Annotated in this window: 13 protein-coding genes and 1 pseudogene; 9 read left to right on the forward strand and 5 right to left on the reverse strand. The window is 68.5% G+C overall.

The features are described 5' to 3' along the window. The first annotated feature begins 9 nt into the window (after window positions 1–9). Window positions 10–918, forward strand: a complete 909-nt coding sequence (locus BG90_RS27295) for a bestrophin family protein (protein ID WP_010118584.1) — start codon at window positions 10–12, stop codon at window positions 916–918. 171 nt (window positions 919–1,089) lie between these two features. Here BG90_RS27295 and BG90_RS27300 read toward each other — a convergent pair whose 3' ends face one another. Both BG90_RS27300 and BG90_RS27305 read right to left on the reverse strand, forming a co-directional pair. Beyond that, window positions 1,090–2,403, reverse strand: a complete 1,314-nt coding sequence (locus tag BG90_RS27300) for an Nramp family divalent metal transporter (protein ID WP_175658637.1) — start codon at window positions 2,401–2,403, stop codon at window positions 1,090–1,092. Between the two features lie 162 nt (window positions 2,404–2,565). Continuing rightward, complete coding sequence (locus BG90_RS27305; protein WP_010108837.1) at window positions 2,566–3,822, reverse strand: oxalate decarboxylase family bicupin; 1,257 nt, start codon at window positions 3,820–3,822, stop codon at window positions 2,566–2,568. 282 nt (window positions 3,823–4,104) lie between these two features. On the opposite strand from BG90_RS27305, the gene BG90_RS27310 reads away from it, so the two are divergent. Next, a complete protein-coding gene (locus BG90_RS27310; protein WP_010108836.1) occupies window positions 4,105–5,694 on the forward strand; it encodes an ABC transporter substrate-binding protein in 1,590 nt (529 codons plus the stop codon). 213 nt (window positions 5,695–5,907) lie between these two features. Here the strand turns inward: BG90_RS27310 and BG90_RS27315 are convergent, their stop codons facing one another. Both BG90_RS27315 and BG90_RS27320 read right to left on the reverse strand, forming a co-directional pair. After that, window positions 5,908–6,513 (reverse strand): 2OG-Fe(II) oxygenase, encoded by a 606-nt coding sequence (locus tag BG90_RS27315; protein WP_010108832.1) that lies wholly within the window; start codon window positions 6,511–6,513, stop codon window positions 5,908–5,910. 96 nt (window positions 6,514–6,609) lie between these two features. After that, window positions 6,610–10,008 carry an autotransporter domain-containing protein gene (locus BG90_RS27320; protein WP_025990210.1) on the reverse strand — a complete coding sequence of 1,133 codons (3,399 nt, stop codon included), beginning with the start codon at window positions 10,006–10,008 and terminating at the stop codon, window positions 6,610–6,612. Window positions 10,009–10,488: 480 nt separating this feature from the next. Between BG90_RS27320 and sapR the strand changes: the two genes are divergently transcribed. From sapR to BG90_RS27355, 7 genes are all read left to right on the forward strand, one after another. Beyond that, window positions 10,489–11,379, forward strand: a complete 891-nt coding sequence (sapR, locus tag BG90_RS27325; protein WP_025990209.1) for a sap1 transcriptional regulator SapR — start codon at window positions 10,489–10,491, stop codon at window positions 11,377–11,379. A gap of 11 nt (window positions 11,380–11,390) precedes the next feature. After that, window positions 11,391–11,954: a D-alanyl-D-alanine dipeptidase gene (gene ddpX, locus BG90_RS27330; protein WP_025990208.1), complete on the forward strand. Its 564-nt coding sequence runs from the start codon at window positions 11,391–11,393 to the stop codon at window positions 11,952–11,954. A gap of 112 nt (window positions 11,955–12,066) precedes the next feature. After that, complete coding sequence (locus tag BG90_RS27335) at window positions 12,067–13,668, forward strand: ABC transporter substrate-binding protein (protein WP_010118569.1); 1,602 nt, start codon at window positions 12,067–12,069, stop codon at window positions 13,666–13,668. 21 nt (window positions 13,669–13,689) lie between these two features. Continuing rightward, window positions 13,690–14,760, forward strand: a complete 1,071-nt coding sequence (locus BG90_RS27340) for an ABC transporter permease (RefSeq protein ID WP_010108827.1) — start codon at window positions 13,690–13,692, stop codon at window positions 14,758–14,760. A gap of 36 nt (window positions 14,761–14,796) precedes the next feature. Then, on the forward strand, window positions 14,797–15,738 hold the full coding sequence (gene nikC, locus BG90_RS27345) for a nickel transporter permease (RefSeq protein ID WP_010108825.1): 942 nt from the start codon (window positions 14,797–14,799) through the stop codon (window positions 15,736–15,738). Window position 15,739: 1 nt separating this feature from the next. Beyond that, on the forward strand, window positions 15,740–16,621 hold the full coding sequence (locus BG90_RS27350) for an ABC transporter ATP-binding protein (protein ID WP_010118566.1): 882 nt from the start codon (window positions 15,740–15,742) through the stop codon (window positions 16,619–16,621). Continuing rightward, on the forward strand, window positions 16,618–17,385 hold the full coding sequence (locus BG90_RS27355) for an ABC transporter ATP-binding protein (RefSeq protein WP_025990207.1): 768 nt from the start codon (window positions 16,618–16,620) through the stop codon (window positions 17,383–17,385). The genes BG90_RS27350 and BG90_RS27355 overlap by 4 nt, the downstream gene beginning before the upstream one ends. Here the strand turns inward: BG90_RS27355 and BG90_RS37940 are convergent. Continuing rightward, a pseudogene (locus BG90_RS37940) lies at window positions 17,382–17,638 on the reverse strand (transporter substrate-binding domain-containing protein); the annotation flags it as partial. The gene BG90_RS27355 and the pseudogene BG90_RS37940 overlap by 4 nt on opposite strands. Between the last annotated feature and the right edge of the window lie 12 nt (window positions 17,639–17,650).

The raw sequence follows: 17,650 nt of genomic DNA on the forward strand, positions 1-17,650 counted from the left end.
GGTGGCCGCATGATCGTCAGGCCGCGCGAGCACTGGTTCCGGATGCTGTTCGTCTGGGATGGTTCGGTGCTCCAATCGATTCTGCCGCAGCTCGCGCTGATGAGCGCCGTGAGCGTCGTCGCGCTGCTGACCGACGGCCGCATTCTCGGCGAGAAGGTGCCGCTCAACCCGACGCCGTTCACGCTCGCGGGCCTTGCGCTCGCGATCTTCGCCGCGTTCCGCAACAACGCGAGCTACGACCGCTACTGGGAGGCGCGCAAGCTGTGGGGCGGCGTGCTGACCGCGGCGCGCGCGCTGACGTCGCAGGCGCTCAGCTACGACGCGACGTCCGACGGCGCCGCGTTCGCGCGCGCGACGGCGGGCTTCGTGTACGCGCTCAAGCACCAGTTGCGCGGCACCGATCCGGCCGACGACCTGCGCCGCTGCCTGCCCGCTGACTGGATCGCGCCCATCGCGGCCGCGCAACATCGGCCGGTCGCGATCCTGCACGCGCTGCGCGGCGGGCTCGCCGAGCGGCATCGCGGCGGCGCGCTGACCGACACGCAGCTCTGGATGCTCGACGCGCAGATCAACGCGCTCGGCGCGAAGCTCGCGGGCTGCGAGCGGATCGCATCGACGCCGATTCCGTTTCCGTATCACGTGCTGCTGCATCGGACCGTCTACGCGTACTGCATGATGCTGCCGTTCGGGCTCGTCGATTCGATCGGCATCGCGACGCCGTTCGTCGCGGTGTTCGTGTCGTACACGCTGATCGCGCTCGACGCGATCGCCGACGAAATCGCCGATCCGTTCGGCGCCGGGCCGAACCATCTCGCGCTCGATGCGCTGGCGCGGCAGATCGAGCGCTCGCTGCTCGAATTGGCCGGCGCGCCGCTGCCCGATGAAGTGCCCGCCGGGCCGAGCTATCGGCTGTCGTGACGGCGGCGACGCCGGCGCGGCGTGCGAGTGCGCACGCCAGCGAAAGCGTGCTTCGCATGCGGCGCGCCTCACCCGCGCGATCGTTCGGACGAAGATTCGGAGCCGTTCCTTTTTCCAGGTTGCCGCAGTCATCGCGACATAACGGGCGCTCGCGATCGGTCGCGCGTTCGCTCAATTGAACGCCGCCCAGATCAGATAGACGTTCAGCGCGACGATCGCGGCCGCCGCCGCGCTGGCCGCGACGACCATCGGCCCGCGCAGCGCATAGTCGCCGAGCACCGCCCGACGGCTCGACAACAGCAGCAGCGCGACCATCGGCAGCGGCAGCACGAGGCTCAGCACGACCTGGCTCAGCACCATCGCGCGCGTGACGTCGCAGCCGAGCGCGACGATCGCGAACGCGGGCGCGATCGTCACGAGCCGCCGCACCCAGATCGGCACGCGGCGGCGCAGAAAGCCCTGCATCACGACCTGCCCGGCGAGCGTGCCGACGACCGAGCTCGACACGCCCGACGCGAGCAGCGCGACGAGAAAGAGCGCGCCCGCCGCCGGTCCGAGCAGCGGAATCAGCGTGTGATACGCATCGCCGATGTCGGCCATGCCCGGCATCGTCTCGTGGAACGCCGACGACGCCATCATCACCATCGCGATGTTCACGAAGCCGGCGACGCCGAGCGCGACCGTCACCTCGCGGTTCGAGAAGCGCAGCAGCAGCCGGCGCTCGCGGTCGTCGCGCGGCGTCGTGCGCCGCTGCGTGAGGCCCGAGTGCAGATAGAGCGTGTGCGGCATGATCGTCGCGCCGATGATGCCGACCGCGAGCGTGAGCGCCGTGCGGTCGCGCAACTGCGGCACGACGAGATGGTAGGCGGCCGCATGCCAGTCCTGCGGCGCGATCAGCAGCTCGCCGAGATAGCTCGCGCCGATCACGCCGACCAACGCCGCGATCGCCGCTTCGAGCGGCCGGAAGCCGCGCTTTTCCAGCGTGAGGATCGCGCAGGTCAGCACGGCCGTCGCGCCCATCCCGACGATGAGCGGCAAATGGAACAGCAGTCCGAACGCGAGCGCGCCGCCCAGGAATTCGGCGAGGTCGGTCGCCATCGCGGCGATCTCCGACGCCGCCCACATCCCCCAGACGACGGGTAGCGGAAAATGCTCGCGGCACAGCTCGGCGAGGTTGCGGCCCGTCACGATGCCGAGCTTCGCCGACATCGCCTGGAACACCATCGCGATCACGTTCGCGGCCAGCACGACCCACAGCAGCGCGTAGCCGTACGCGGCGCCCGCCTGGATGTTGGTCGCGAAGTTGCCGGGATCCATGTAGCCGATCGACGCGATCACGGCCGGTCCGACGAACGGCAGCGCGGCCGCGACGCCCTTGCGGCGTCCGTCGAGCGCGTCGCGCGCCGCGCGGACGGTGCGCGACGTCGCCTCGCCGGCCAGCGCGAAATCGCCGGCGGATTTGCTCATCGTGGTGGAGGAAAGCATGGTGTGTGTCCGTTCGAGTTCTGAATGGTTCCGAGTGGTTCCGAGTGGTTCCGAGTGGTTCCGAGTGGTTCCGAGTGGTTCGGAACGCGCGGCGCGGCAAGCCGGGAAGCCCGCCGGCCGCGCGACCGGGCGGCGGCCGCCGCGGCCGTTTCCGCCGCGCGCTTACGCCGGCACCACGTCCGGCCGGTTGCGCGGAAAGCGCGCGATCACGTCGGGCGCGACGTTCAGGTGCGCCTCGACGAGCTTCGGCGGCGTATGCGCGAGCCAGTCGGACAGCGACACCTCAGCGTAGCGGTCGGCCTTGAAGATCTCGAGGAACACGAGATCGGTTTTGCCCGTGTTCTGCACGTAGTGGCCGAGGCTCTTCTTCACGTAGCCGACATCGCCCGCGCGGAAATCCGCCGTCTGCGCCTTCGGGCCGGTGTCGAACACCGTCATCCGCGCCTGGCCCCGGATGTAGTACTGCCATTCGTCCGCGTTCGGGTGCCAGTGCAGCTCGCGCATGCCGCCCGGCTTCACCGTGACGAGCGCGGCCGCGACCGTCTTCGACACGTCGAAAGTCGTGCTGTCGACGATCCGCACTTCGCCGCCGCGCGTCTTCATGTTCGGCTTCATGTCGCCCATCGAGAAGATGAACGGATGCTTCGGCGCGCCGCGCGACGACGCCGACGCCCGCTGCGCATCCGCGAGCGGCCCCGGATCGTCGCCCTGGAAGATCCACCGGTTGTCGAGCGGAATGTTCCTGAACGCGTCGGCGGGCACGCCGAAGTTCAGCGCGAGCACGTCGGGCGGCGTGTGGGCGATCCAGTCCGTCACCAGCAGCGTGTTGAATTCGGACGCGCGGCCGTTGTCGAACGCGAGCAGGAATTCGGCGCCGTCGACGCCGAGCCCCTGCAGCGAATGCGGCAGCCCGGGCGGGAAATACCACAAGTCGCCCGCCTTCACGTCCTGCACGGACGGCCGCCCTTCCTCGTCGAGCACGGTGATCCGGCAGCGGCCGTCGAGCATGAACGCCCATTCGGCCTGCTGGTGCCAATGCATCTCGCGAATGCCGCCGCGCGTCAGGCGCATGTTGACGCCGGAAATCGTTTCGGAAATCGCGAAATCGTCCTGGGTGACTTCGCGCGCCCAGCCGCCGTCCTGAATTCGCTTGTGCGCATTATTGAACGACGCCCAGAAAATCGGCATGCCGTTAATATCGGTCGCTGGCGGATCCTGAAAAGACGGGAATTCACTCATCAACGCCCGGTTTTTCGGGCCGGGGTCGGTCAGGCTCTGCGGATTGCGCGCATTCACCGCGCCCTCGGGCGGACTATCCGGATTGCCGAACGAAGCGGCCTTCGCGGAAACGGCGATGCCGGCGGCGGCGAGCGCGCCGGCCGTATTGGCTAGCATCTTGCGTCGGGACAGGTTCGTCATGTTTGCCTCTTCTATCGTTTCTAAAAAAGATGACTTTCGAGAAATATCGATTCGATTTTCAATGAATCGATCATCCCGCCACGCAAGTTAAATACAAGTAATCAAAAAAATTAAATGACTTGTTAAGATGAATCGATGAATTAATCTGATTCCCTTTAGGTTTGTAATATTCGGGGGCCGGCGCGGCGCGTTTTGCCGCGGCGCGGCGCGGCGGCCGAGGTTTCTGAAACGCGCCCGGCAATGAGAGAATCGGGCTCGACACCCTTTTTCGACGGAGTCTCGATGAAGCACTTGCTGTCCAAGCTCGCGGCGAGCGCCGCGCTCGTCGCGCTGGCGCCCGCGTTCCCCGCGCATGCCGCCACCCCGCCCGGCATCTTCGTGATCGCGACGCAGCTCGGCGAATTCACGACGCTCGATCCGAGCGAGATCTACGAACTTGTCCCGTCCGAATACGTCGCGAACGCGTACGAGCGGCTCGTGCGCGTCGATCTGCGCGATCCGTCGAAGTTCGAAGGCAGGATCGCGCAGTCGTGGAGCGTCGGCGCCGACGGCGCGACCTACACGTTCAAGCTGCGCCCCGGCCTCAAGTTCCATTCGGGCAATCCGGTGACGGCCGACGACGTCGCATGGTCGCTGCAGCGCACGGTGCGGCTCGACAAGGGACCGGCCGGCGTGCTCGCGGACCTGGGCCTCACGAAGGACAACGTCGCGCGGAAGGTGAGGAAGATCGACGATATGACCGTATCGATCGAAACCGACCGCAAGTACGCGCCGAGCTTCGTGCTGAACGTGCTGAGCGCCGATCCGGCGTCGATCGTCGACAAGAAGCTGCTGCTGTCGCACGAGAAGAACGGCGACTTCGGCAACGGCTGGCTGAAGAACGCCGACGCGGGCTCCGGCCCGTACCAGCTCGTCAAGTGGACGCCGAACGAGAGCCTCGTGCTGCAGCGCTTCGACGGCTACCGCACGCCGTATCCGATGAAGCGCATCGTGCTGCGGCACGTGCCCGAAGCGTCCGCGCAGCGCCTCCTGCTGGAGAACGGCGACGTCGACGCCGCCCGCAACCTGAGCCCCGACAGCCTCGATGCGCTGTCGAAGGCGGGCAAGATCAAGGTTGCGTCATGGCCCGTGTCCGCGCTGCTGTACCTGAGCTTGAACACGAAGAATCCGAATCTCGCGAAGCCCGAGGTGCAGGAGGCGATGAAGTGGCTCGTCGACTACGACGGCATCCAGCGCAACATCGTCAGGACGACGTACAAGGTCCATCAGACCTTCCTGCCGGACGGCTTCCTCGGCGCGCTGAACGCGAATCCGTACCGGCAGAACGTCGCGAAGGCGAAGGCGCTGCTCGCGAAAGCCGGGCTGCCGAACGGCTTCGCGGTGTCGATGGACATGCCGAACGACTATCCGTACGTCGAGATCGCGCAGGCGCTGCAGGCGAACTTCGCGCAAGGCGGGATCACCGTGAAGCTGATTCCGGGCGACGCGAAGCAGGCGATCGGCAAGTACCGCGCGCGCCAGCACGATATCTTCATCGGCGAATGGTCGCCCGACTACATGGACCCGAACAGCAATGCGCGCGGCTTCGCATGGAATCCTGACAATTCGGACAACGCGAAGCACAAGCTGCTTGCGTGGCGCAACGGCTGGGACGTGCCGCAGCTCACCGCGCAGACCGACGCGGCGCTCGCCGAGCCGTCGACCGCGAAGCGCGCGCAGCAGTATCAGGCGCTGCAGAAGGCGGTGCTCGCGAATTCGCCGTTCGTGATCATGTTCGAGAAGGTCGTGCAGGTCGCGACGCGGCCGGGCGTGACAGGCCCGGAGATCGGGCCGATCAACGATCTCGTGTCGTACCAAACGCTGAAGAAGTGACGACGCCGGCGTGCGCTCGCGCTTGGGCTTGGGCTTGGGCTTGGGCTTGGGCTCGCGCGATCACGTCGCCGCGATTCGTCTCGACGCCGTGATCGTCGGCCGGCTCGTCGTTCGGAGTCGCATCCGAAATCGCGGCCGGCGCATATCGCCGAGGCCGGCATATACGCCGGCCTCAGCAATCTTGCGAACCCCATGCGCGCCGACGCCCACCCGTCACGGCAGCCATTGCGTCTTGAACATCAGCGTGATCCGCATCGTCGGGCATGCGCGCGACACGCCGCGCGCGACGTGGTAGACGAAGCCCGGAAAAATCAGCAGCCGGTTCGGCTTCGGATACACCGCGGACAGGATGTCGCTGCGATCCTTGTTGAAGAGTATCGTCTCGCCGCCCCAATCGGGATCCCAGTGCTCGTGCGGGTAATACACCGCCGTGCACGCGCCCGTCGCGAGCGAATCCGTATGCACCGAGCCATCGGTGCCGTAAGGAAGGCCGTTCGCGTAGCAGCTGCGCAGTTCGTGCCGCTTCAGATAGGTTTTCGCCAGTCGTTGCCAGCATGCATGCAACAGCGGCGCGGCACGCGCCAGTTCGTCGCCTGCGCCCGGCCCGACGCCGGATTGAGCAGGATCCGTCGCGCCCGCGAAATGCCGATTCCAGAATGGCTGCGTCCCCGCGCCGTCATGCGAGCGCCAGCCGTGGCTCCATTGGCCCGTCGACAGGAATCGGTGGATCTCCGCGTGCTCGCGCGGCGGCAGCAGATCGTCGACGATCGTGATGTCCTGCCAGGCGCCGGACGCGCCCGGCCGGGATGAAATGTCCATCGTGTCTCCGTGAATGTCGATGACGGCCCGATGCGCCGCCCGCGCGGCCGAAACGGCCACGCACGCGACGCGCGAGGCCCGCGCCCCGAGCGCCCGTCAGAACTTCCAGTGCAGGCTGCCTTGCACCGCATGATCCGACTGTCGGCTTGCCAGCGATCCCGAGTAGCCGACGCTCAGCAGCCCGTTCCTGCCGAGCTCGAGCGCGGCGCTCAGGTTCAGCACCGCCGCATCCTTCGCCACCGGCACGCTCGACACGGAAAACACGCTGCTCCCCGTCGCGAACGCGAGCGAGCCGACCGGCTGCCCGCCCGTCAGCGCGTGCTGCCAGCCCGCGCTGCCTTGCAGCGTCAGTTGCAGCCGGGACGTGAGGCCCAGCCGCGTCTCGCCGCGCACGCCGAGCGTCGAGAACGTCACGTCATGATTGCCTTCCTGCACGCGCAGCGCCGCCGCGCCGCCGGTTTCGGTCGTCCCGTGGTTCTTCAGATGCACGTACGCGATCCGGCCGAACGGCTCGACCGTCGCGGCGCCGAGCGCGAACTGGTAGCCGGTCTCGCCGAATACCTGCGTCGTTTCCGCGTTCAGCGTGGTCGTCTCGTTTTCGGCGGCCGCACCGTATTGCACCGCGCGGTCGACTCCGCCGCGATGCCATGCGTGCGCGGCGCCGACGCGCACGCCGAGCGCGCCGGGCTGCCAGCCCGCATACGCGCCGAGGTGGAAGCTGTCGAACGATGCGGACGACGGCTGATCCTTCAGATTCACGCCGGTGTGGCTGTAGCCGGCGAAACCGCCCGCCCGGAGGCCGTCGCGCACGGCCGCGTCCGCGCCGGCGAGAAAGCCGCCCGTCGAGTTCGTGTAGCCGTTGACGCCGCCGCCTCCGCTAGCGCCGCCCCACGAACCGAGCAGCCTCGCCCATACGCCGGGCCGGCCCGGCGCGCCGCGCACCGTCCACAAGCGGTCGAGCGCCGCGTCGCGCACCTGCCGGCTCTCGTTGATGAGCGCCGCGTAGGCCGCCGGGTAGATCTCGCCCGTCAGCTGCGCGAGCGTCGCCTGCGGCGCCTGCGCCGACGCCGCGAACAGCACGCTGTTGTAGACCGCGCTGCCCGGATTCAGAGTTTCCAGCGCATCGGCGACGCTGCGCTCGTTGTCGGTGCGCGCGACGCTCGCGAACGGCGTCGCATTGCGATCGATCGTCAGGCTCACGTTCGTCGGGCCGTAGGCCAGCACCGGGTCGACGAACAGATAGCCGCCCGGCGCATCGAACCTGCCTTCGACGCCGCCCGCCGCGCTCAGGATCTCGAAGCGCCGGCCCAGCACCGAGCGCGACTGGCCGGGCGTGAGCGGAGGCGGCGCGTTCTCGAGCGCGAGCGTCACCGCGCCGCCCTCGATCCGCGCCTGGCCGCCGGCATCGATCCGGTCGCTCGCACCGCTCGGCGACACCTCGACCGCATAGGTCGAACCCTGCGCGAAGCGCACGTCGCCCGATACCGTCAGCGCGCCGACCGAATGCCCGGGCGCGACGGTGCCGTTGGCCGCCGCGGTGAGCGTGCGCATCGTGCCGTTGCCGTTCACGACGCCGCCGTTGCCGACCGACACGCCGCCGCTCGCGCCGTCGAGCGACGCCCGGCCGCCGTCGACCGTCACGTCGGCGGTCCGGCCCGTGATCGCCGCGACGCCGAGCGCACCGACCGCGACGTTGCCGCTCGTTCCGCCGAGCGACGCAAAGCCGCTCGCCACCCGCACGTCCGCCGTCGTGCCGGTGACGGCCGCCGAGCCCTGCCGGTCCACCGACAGGTTCGCGCTCGTCCCCGCGATCGTCGCGACGCCGCCGTTGACGGCAATGTCGGCCGCACGGCCGTTCACCGTGAGCCGCCCCGCCGGATTGACCACGGCGCCCGCCGCGATCGATCCGTCGATCCTCAGCTCGCCGCCGTCGACCGTCGTCAGCCCGCGATAGGTGTTCGCGCCGGCAAGCGTCAACGTGCCGCCGCCCGACTTCACGAGGCTGCCCTGATACGCGCGCGCCTGATAGGCCGCCTCGCGCGCGGCGCCGACCGCATAGTCGATCCTGTCGCCGTCGCTCGCGCCGGCGGGCAGCCCGCGCTCCCAGCCCTTCGTCCTCAGCGTATCGAGCCACGCCCGGTGCTCGGCGTCGTCCTCCAGCTTGCGCGCGGCGAGCGCGACGTCGGAGATGTCGTTCGACCACACGTCCGCGACGCCCGACGGCAGCGCCGCGTCGAACGTGCCGAGCAACTGGCCAGGACCGTTCATCGCCTTTCTCAGATCGACGAGCCCCCAGCCGCCGAACGTGTTCGGCACGTTCGACGCGCCCGGCTTCGCCGGATGCACGGTCGAGAACAGCCCGTTGTTGGTGTAGTCCGGCCGGCTCGGGTCCGGCTCCATGTTCTGCGCCGTCGTGAACATCACGGACAGCGCCTGCTCGCTCGTCATGTACGGGAAACGCTCCATGATCAGCGCGAGCGCGGCCGACGCGTGCGGCGCGGCCGCCGACGTACCGTTGAAGTTCGCATAGGTCGCGCCCGTCGGCGCCGCCGGGCTGCCCGAGTACGACGTGGACGGCACGCCGGTCGGCGCCATCACGCACCACCACTTCGCGATCCCGCACTTGTTGTAGACCTGGCCGCTCAACTGGTCGTAGCCCGTCGTCGTCATCCAGTGTCCTTCGAGCTCCGGATGGAAGTACGCGTACGCGCCGCGCAGGCTGGCGTTGTCGTAGCCGGTGTTGCCCGCGCTGAAGTTGTTGATCACGCCGTCGCGCGACACCTTGGCGGCCGCGTCGAGCCATGTGCCCTGGCCGGTGCGGATGCGAACCGCCTCGTGCAGCTTGTACGCGTCGGCGACGTGCTTCGGCGTGCTGTAGTTTTCGTCGACCGGCTGCGAGCCCCAGCTATTGCTGATGATCCGCACGCCTTTCGCGGCGAGCGCGTCGTAGACCTCGGCGAAATACTTCGCGTCCGACGCGGGAAACTTCGGATCCGACACGCCGAACCGGAAGCCGTCCGTCGCGTTCGTGTTGCCGACGAACACCTTCGCGTCCGGCGCGACGCCGTGCATGCCGGCGCCGTCGCGCGCCCCGCCGACGACGCCGCTCACGAGCGTGCCGTGATTGTTGTTGCTCGCGTTCAGCACGCCCGATACGCCCGCCGCCGTCACCGGAACGAACCGGCTGTCGGACAGTTCCGGATGCTGCGCGTAGTAGCCGGAGTCCAGCACGCCGATCGAGACGTTCGCGCCGGTGTAGCCGGCCGCATACGCATACTCGGCGTGCATCGCGCCGAGCCCCCACTCCTTCGTGAACTCCGGCGTGCGCCAGCTCGCCGGATCGCCTCGCCGGCCCGGGTCCTGGTATGGCGCGACGGGCGCGGCCTGCGTCCATCCGGGGCGGGCCACGGCCGCGGCGGCGGCGGCGACGACCACGGGAACCAGCAGCTTCGACCCTGCGCGCTTCATCGTTCTCGGATATTTACGCCGGGCCATTGAGGTTCTCCTCGTTTTCCGATTTATTCGTCCTTCCAATACGGATCATTGATTTTTCTCCTTTTATTATTGGCGGCTCAATTGCCTTGCCTCACTCTCTTCGTACGCATGTCCGCCTCCCGGCGACCGGCCTCGTCGCCGCGGCAGCTCAGTCCCGGCTTGGCGCGCGCCCACGGCCAATGGCGCGCGTCGCCGAACCGGCACCGTCCGCTCGCTTGCTCTGCTTGGAACAGGCGGTTAAACGGACGGCGATTTACATTAAAATGTAATGTTATGTAATGCGATCGAAATGAGACACGAACAAAAACATCCGCGCAATACTTCAGCCGCAATTCGTTACTCAATGGATTTACGTCGCCAATAATTGGACGCTATGAATAGCGAAACTCAATAGATTTTTTAATGTGGCGCGCCGTATTTTGTCTTTGTTAGATAGATGACAATTCCATCGATTCCGACAATCAATTAACACGCGCATCCATGCCCCCCGCCTTCGCCCGGACCGTCGAAGCCCGCTTTGCCGAACTGACGCCCACGGCAAAGCGCATCGCGAGCTACATGCTCGCGAATCTCGACCGGCTCGGCCTCGAAACCGCGGATCAGATCGCCCGGCAGACCGGCACGAGCGGCATCTCGGTCGGACGCTTCCTGCGCAGCGTCGGCTACCGCAATCTCGACGACCTGAAGCGCGAACTGCGCGGCACGACCGAGCGGCCATGGATGATCACCGACCGCCTCGACGAATACCGCCGCGTGACGAGCACATTCGCGCCGGCAAGCGACGAGGCTGCGCCGGTCGGCGCGCCCGGCCCGCTCGACGATGCGCTCGCGCGCGAGCTCGACGCGATCCGCCACGTGTACCGGCTCGCGCGCACGCCGGCGTTCGCGCAAGTCGCGGACCGCGTCGCGCAGGCGGATGCGGTGTTCATCCTCGGTATCCAGTCGACGCGCGGGATCAGCAACGCGTTCCACAGCTACCTCGAATATCTGCGGCCGCGCGTGTTCTATTCGGACGGGATGTCGGGCTCGTATGTCGATTCGCTGAACGCCGAATTCGCCGATCCGTACTGCATCGTCACCGACACGCGCGCGTATTCGCGGATCGCGCGCCGCTATTGCGAGGCGGCCGTCGCGCGCGGCGTGCGCTTCGCGCTCGTCACCGACGTCTACTGCCCGTGGGCGCGCGAGCTGCCGTGCGACCTGCTGCAGGTGAAGACCGACATCGGCCAATTCTGGGATTCGCTCGCGCCGCTCACGTGCCTGTTCAACCTGCTGATCAGCGCGGTCGTCGACCGGCTCGGCGATGCGATCGACGCGCGCGTCGCCCGCAACCGCGAGCTGCAGCGCGAGCTCGATCAATTCGAACCGTGATGCCGCATCCGATGACACGTCCACACCTCGTCGAAATCACGCCTCGCACGCACGACGTCGACATCGACCTCGTCTACGCGACCGGCCGCAACTTCACCGGCCGGCCGATCTACGCCCGCGCGCACTGCCTGCTGCTCGAGCCCGCGGAAGCGGCGCTGCGCCGCGCGACGGCGATCGCCGCGCAGATCGGCATGCGCCTGCGCATCTACGACGCTTACCGGCCGCCGCAGGCGCAGCAGGTGTTGTGGTCGTTCCTGCCGGACCGGAACTTCGTCGCCGACCTCGGCCTCGGCTCGAATCACAGCCGCGGCACCGCGCTCGACCTGACGCTCGTCGACGCGCACGGCGACGCGCTCGACATGGGCACGGGCTTCGACGAGATGGTGACGGCGTCGCGCCATTTTCACGACGGCCTGCCCGAGTCCGTGCAGCGCAACCGGCTGCTGCTGCTCGGCGTGATGCACGCGGCGGGCTTCGCGCACATTCCTGAAGAATGGTGGCATTACGAGCTGCCCGGCTCGCGCGCGTTCCCACCGATCGACAACGCGGCGAGCGGATCGTGGCGGCTGATGTGACGCCCGCCCGCGCCGCCCGCGCCGCACGCGACAAGCCTGCCGCGCCCGCCCGCAACCGGGTCGAAGCCCAGGCCGCCGCCTTCACTCCGAATCCCTGCCCCATGGAGCGCGTATGAAACTCTCGATGCCCAAGCTCGTCTCGGCGCTTGCCGCCGCTTCCGTGATCGCGGCCGCCCCGGCCCTCGATGCCCACGCGGCGACGCCGAAGGACATGTTCGTGATGGCCACGCTGCTCGACGAATTCACTTCGCTCGATCCGGGCGAAATCTACGAGCTGGTGCCCGAGGAATACGTCGCGAACACATACGACCGGCTCGTGCGCGTCGATCTCGCCGATCCGTCGAAGTTCAACGGCGACGTCGCGCAGTCGTGGACCGTGAGCCCCGACGGCCTCACGTTCACGTTCAAGCTGCGCGCGGGCCTCAAGTTCCATTCGGGCAACCCGCTCACGGCCGACGACGTCGCATGGTCGATCCAGCGCGCGGCGCTGCTCGACAAGGGGCCGGCCGCGGTGCTCGCGGGCATCGGCCTCACGAAGGCGAACGCGCTCGCGAACGTGACGAAGATCGACGATCTCACGGTCTCGGTGACGACCGACCGCAAGTACGCGCCGACCTTCGTGCTGAACGTGCTCGGCTCGTGGCCGGCGTCGGTCGTCGACAAGAAGCTGCTGCTGTCGCACCAGCAAGGCAACGACTTCGGCAACGGCTGGCTGAAGACCCACGAGGCGGGCTCGGGCGCGTACCGGCTCGTCAAGTGGACGGCGGGCGACAGCATCGTGCTGCAGCGCAACGACGGCTACCGGCTGCCGCTCGCGATGAAGCGGATCGTGCTGCGGCACGTGCCGGAGGCGGCGAGCCAGCGCCTGCTGCTCGAGAGCGGCGACGTCGACGCGGCGCGCGACCTGAGCCCCGACGATCTCGCGGCCGTCGTGAAGAGCGGCAAGGCGAAGGTCGCGCCGTCGCCGCAGGCGACGCTGCTGTACCTCGGCCTCGACACGAAGAACCCGACGCTCGCGAAGCCCGAAGTCCAGGAAGCGCTGAAATGGCTCGTCGACTACAGCGGAATCCAGAGCCACGTCGTGAAGACGACCTACAAGGTTCATCAGACGTTCATGCCGGAAGGCTTCCTCGGCACGCTGAACGCAAATCCGTACAGGCTCGACGTCGCGAAGGCGAAGGCGCTGCTCGCGAAGGCGGGCGTGCCGAACGGCTTCACGGTCACGATGGACGTGCGCAACGATTATCCGTACACCGAAATCGCACAGGCGGTGCAGGCGAACTTCGCGCAGGCGGGCGTCAAGGTGCAGCTGATTCCGGGCGACAACAAGCAGACGCTCGCGAAGTACCGCGCACGCCAGCACGACATCTACATCGGCGAATGGTCTGCGGATTACATCGATCCGCACAGCAATGCGCAAGGCTTCGCGTGGAACCCCGATAATTCCGATCAGTCGATCTACAAGATGCTCGCGTGGCGCAACGCCTGGAACATCCCGCAGCTGACCGCGCAAACCGACGCGGCGCTCGCGGAACCGTCGGCGGCGAAGCGCGCGCAGCGCTACCAGGCGATGCAGAAGGACGTGCTCGCGAAGTCGCCGTTCGTGATCCTGTTCGAGAAAGTCGCGCAGGTCGCGACGCGGCCCGGCGTGAGCGGCCTCGAAGTCGGCCCGATCAACGACCTCGTGTCGTATCGCAATTTGAAGAAGCAGTGACGCGGCAACCGGATAAGCGACATGTCGACACCCGCCACCACCCTCGAAGCGCTCCGCACGCTGCCCGCGCGACGGCCCGGCGTGCGCTGGGCGCTGCGCATCCTGCGCTGGGCGCTCACGCTCGCCGTGACGTTCGCCGGGCTCCTCGCACTCACGTTCGTGATCGGCCGCAAGGTGCCGATCGACCCGGTGCTCGCCGTGCTCGGCGATCGCGCGTCGGCCGAAGCCTATGCGGCCGAGCGCATCGCGCTCGGGCTCGACAAGCCGCTCGCGACGCAATTCGTGATCTACGCGCGCGACGTGCTGCACGGCAATCTCGGGATGTCGCTGCTCACGTCGAACCCGGTGCTCGACGACATCATGCGCGTGTTCCCCGCGACGCTCGAGCTCGCGACGCTCGCGACGCTGATCGGCATCGGGCTCGGCGTGCCGCTCGGCGTCGCGGCGGCCGTGAAGCACAACCGGCCGATCGATCACGTCGCGCGCTTCGTCGGCCTGATCGGCAACTCGGTGCCGGTGTTCTGGCTCGGACTGATGGGGCTCCTGCTGTTCTATGCGCGGCTGCACTGGGTCGCGGGGCCGGGACGGCTCGATCCCGTCTACGACGGGATGGTCGACACGCGCACGGGCAGCCTCCTGATCGATTCGGCGCTCGCCGGCGAATGGGATGCGTTCCGCAACGCGTTCGCGCATATCGCGCTGCCCGCCGCGATCCTCGGCTACTACTCGGTCGCATACCTGAGCCGGATGACGCGCTCGTTCATGCTCGATCAGCTCAGCCAGGAATACATCGTCACCGCGCGCGCGAAGGGGCTCGCCGAGCGCCGCGTGATCTGGCGGCACGCGTTCGGCAACATCGCGGTGCCGCTTCTGACCGTGATCGCGCTCACGTACAGCAACCTGCTCGAAGGCTCGGTGCTGACCGAGATCGTGTTCGCGTGGCCCGGCATCGGTTCGTATCTGACGGGCGCGCTCCTGAACGCCGACATGAACGCGGTGCTCGGCTGCACGCTCGTGATCGGGATCATGTTCATCACGATCAATCTGCTGACGGATGCGCTCTATCGCGTGTTCGACCCGCGCGCCCGCTGACGCGGTGCGCCCCCCGCCCGACCGACCGATTTCGCCATGAACGCTTCATCCGACCGCTCCACCCCGAACCCCGCCGCGCCGACGCTGCGCGCGTGGCTGCTCTGCGACGCGCCCGCATCGCGCCGGCAGGCGACGCTCGGCCTCGCGTACCGCCGCTGGCGGCGCTTCGCCGGCAATCCGCTGAACCTGCTCGGGCTCGCGATCCTCGCCGCGCTCGTCGCGGTCGCGATCGTCGCGCCGCTCGCCATGCCGCACGATCCGCTGCGCCAGGTGCTCGCCGACCGGCTGCTGCCGCCCGGATCGCCGTCGCACTGGCTCGGCACCGACCAGCTCGGCCGCGACATCCTCTCGCGCCTGATCGCCGGCTCGCGCCTCACGCTCGGCATCGCGATCCTCGTCGTCGCGATCGTCGTGCCGATCGGGCTCGCGATCGGCACGACGGCCGGCTACTGCGGCGGCCTCGTCGACAGCGCGCTGATGCGGATCACCGACGTCGCGCTCGCGTTCCCGAAGATCGTGCTCGCGCTCGCGTTCGCGGCGGCGCTCGGGCCGGGTGTCGTCAACGCGGTCGTCGCGATCTCGATCACCGCGTGGCCCGCGTATGCGCGGCTCGCGCGCGCGGAGACGCTGCGCATCGCGAACGCGGACTTCATCCACGCGGCGCGGCTGCAAGGCGCGTCCGACCTGCGGATCGTGCTGCGCTACGTGGTGCCCCTCTGCCTGTCGTCGGTGATCGTGCGCGCGACGCTCGACATGGCGGGCATCATCCTGACCGTCGCGGGGCTCGGCTTTCTCGGGCTCGGCGCGCAGCCGCCGAGCCCCGAATGGGGCTTCATGGTCGCGTCGGGCCGCAACGTGCTGCTCGACGCGTGGTGGGTCGCGACGCTGCCGGGCGCGGCGATCCTCGTCGTCAGCATCGCGTTCAACCTGCTCGGCGACGGTCTGCGCGACGTCTTCGATCCGCGTCATGGAGCCTGACATGACCGCTTCCGCCGTTTCCCCGGGCACGCCGCCGCTCTGCGAGATCGAAGGACTGCAGATCGGCTTTCGCACGCACGACGGCACGCTCGTCGAAGCGGTGCGCGACCTGTCGCTCACGCTCGCGCCGGGCGAGCGGCTCGGCATCGTCGGCGAATCCGGCTCCGGCAAGTCGCTGACGGGGCGCGCGCTGCTCGGCCTGCTGCCCGCCGCCGCGCAATGGCGCGCGCGGGCGCTGCGTTTCGACGGCCGCGATCTGCTCGCGCTCTCCACGCGCGAGCGGCGCAAGCTGTGCGGCAGCGCGATGGGCATGATTCTTCAGGATCCGAAGTATTCGCTGAACCCGGTGATGACGGTCGGCAAGCAGATGGCCGAGGCATTCCGGCTGCGCGAGCCCGGACTGCGCGGCCGCGCGCTGCGCGAGCGGATCGTCGATGCGCTCGCCGCGGTCGAGATCCGCGATCCGGCGCGCGTCGCCGACGCCTATCCGCACGAGCTGTCGGGCGGGATGGGCCAGCGCGTGATGATCGCGATGATGGTGTCGACGGGCCCGCGCCTCTTGGTCGCCGACGAGCCGACGTCCGCGCTCGACGTCGCGGTGTCGATGCAGGTGCTCGCGGTGCTCGACGACATGATCGCGCGCCATCGCACGGGCCTCGTGTTCATCAGCCACGACCTGCCGCTCGTGATGTCGTTCTGCGACCGCGTCGCCGTGATGTACGCGGGGCGCGTCGTCGAGACGTGCGCGGCGCGCGATCTCGTCCACGCGACGCATCCCTATACGCGCGGCCTGCTCGCCGCGACGCCGCCGCTGGCGGACCCGCCCGACGCGCTGCCCGTGCTCGAGCGCGATCCGGCGTGGTTGACGGAGGCCGCACGATGAGAAGCGCACCGATGATCGAAGTCCGCGACGTCTCGATCCGCTTTCCGACCCGCACCGGCCACGTCGACGCGGTGCGCGGCGCGAATCTCTCCGTCGGCGCGGGCGAGGCGTTCGGGCTCGTCGGCGAGTCCGGCTCCGGCAAGTCGACGCTGCTGCGCGCGCTCACGGGCCTCGTGCCGCTCGCGGGCGGCACGCTGTCGATCGCCGCGCGCCCGATCGAAGGCAAGCTCGATCGCGCATTTCGCCGCGACGTGCAGATGGTGTTTCAGGATCCCTACGCATCGCTGCATCCGCGCTTCACCGTCGACGAGACGCTGCGCGAGCCGCTCGCGATCCACCGGCTGCCGGACGCGGACGAACGGATCGCGCGCGCGCTCGCCGAAGTGGGGCTCGGCCCCGCGTTCCGCTTTCGCTATCCGCATCAGCTGTCGGGCGGGCAGCGGCAGCGCGTCGCGATCGCGCGCGCGCTGATCGTCGAGCCGCGCGTGCTGCTGCTCGACGAGCCGACGTCGGCGCTCGACGTCTCGGTGCAGGCGGAGATCCTGAATCTGCTCAAGCGGCTGCATCGCGAGCGCGGGCTGACGATGATCCTCGTCAGCCACAATCTCGCGGTCGTCGGGTTCCTGTGCAGCCGCGTCGCGGTGATGCGCGACGGCGCGATGGTCGAGCAGCTCGGGATCGAGGACGTGCGCGCGGCGCACGTCGGCACCGAGTACACGCGGACGCTGCTGCGCGCGACGGAAGGCTATCGGCGAGCGGGCTGACGCGCGAGCAGCCCGGGAGTCATCCCGTCGAAGCTCGTCTCGCCCCACACGCAGCGCGCGCGCAATTCCGCGCAACGCACGTTTGCGATGTCGACGCCGAAGCCCGCGAGCTTGCCGTCGGGCATCTTGTATTCGAGCGGCGATAGGTCGGATCGACGGCGAGCCGGATCTCCTTGCCGGCCCCGTCGGCGGCATGCGCGGCGCCCGTCGCGGCGCCGAACGCGAACAGCCACGTCGCGACGGTCTTCCTCATGTCGTGGCTTCT

The sequence above is a fragment of the Burkholderia oklahomensis C6786 genome (assembly GCF_000959365.1).
GTDB lineage: Bacteria > Pseudomonadota > Gammaproteobacteria > Burkholderiales > Burkholderiaceae > Burkholderia > Burkholderia oklahomensis.

What these genes read in the sequence shown, in the direction of transcription:
- BG90_RS27315 (WP_010108832.1), bottom strand. Translation starts at nt 6,513, where the DNA reads ATGGACATTTCATCCCGGCCGGGCGCGTCCGGCGCCTGGCAGGACATC.
- BG90_RS27320 (WP_025990210.1), bottom strand. Translation starts at nt 10,008, where the DNA reads ATGGCCCGGCGTAAATATCCGAGAACGATGAAGCGCGCAGGGTCGAAG.
- BG90_RS27300 (WP_175658637.1), bottom strand. Translation starts at nt 2,403, where the DNA reads ATGCTTTCCTCCACCACGATGAGCAAATCCGCCGGCGATTTCGCGCTG.
- BG90_RS27350 (WP_010118566.1), top strand. Translation starts at nt 15,740, where the DNA reads ATGACCGCTTCCGCCGTTTCCCCGGGCACGCCGCCGCTCTGCGAGATC.
- BG90_RS27310 (WP_010108836.1), top strand. Translation starts at nt 4,105, where the DNA reads ATGAAGCACTTGCTGTCCAAGCTCGCGGCGAGCGCCGCGCTCGTCGCG.
- BG90_RS27340 (WP_010108827.1), top strand. Translation starts at nt 13,690, where the DNA reads ATGTCGACACCCGCCACCACCCTCGAAGCGCTCCGCACGCTGCCCGCG.
- BG90_RS27335 (WP_010118569.1), top strand. Translation starts at nt 12,067, where the DNA reads ATGAAACTCTCGATGCCCAAGCTCGTCTCGGCGCTTGCCGCCGCTTCC.
- BG90_RS27355 (WP_025990207.1), top strand. Translation starts at nt 16,618, where the DNA reads ATGAGAAGCGCACCGATGATCGAAGTCCGCGACGTCTCGATCCGCTTT.
- sapR (WP_025990209.1), top strand. Translation starts at nt 10,489, where the DNA reads ATGCCCCCCGCCTTCGCCCGGACCGTCGAAGCCCGCTTTGCCGAACTG.
- BG90_RS27295 (WP_010118584.1), top strand. Translation starts at nt 10, where the DNA reads ATGATCGTCAGGCCGCGCGAGCACTGGTTCCGGATGCTGTTCGTCTGG.
- ddpX (WP_025990208.1), top strand. Translation starts at nt 11,391, where the DNA reads ATGACACGTCCACACCTCGTCGAAATCACGCCTCGCACGCACGACGTC.
- nikC (WP_010108825.1), top strand. Translation starts at nt 14,797, where the DNA reads ATGAACGCTTCATCCGACCGCTCCACCCCGAACCCCGCCGCGCCGACG.
- BG90_RS27305 (WP_010108837.1), bottom strand. Translation starts at nt 3,822, where the DNA reads ATGACGAACCTGTCCCGACGCAAGATGCTAGCCAATACGGCCGGCGCG.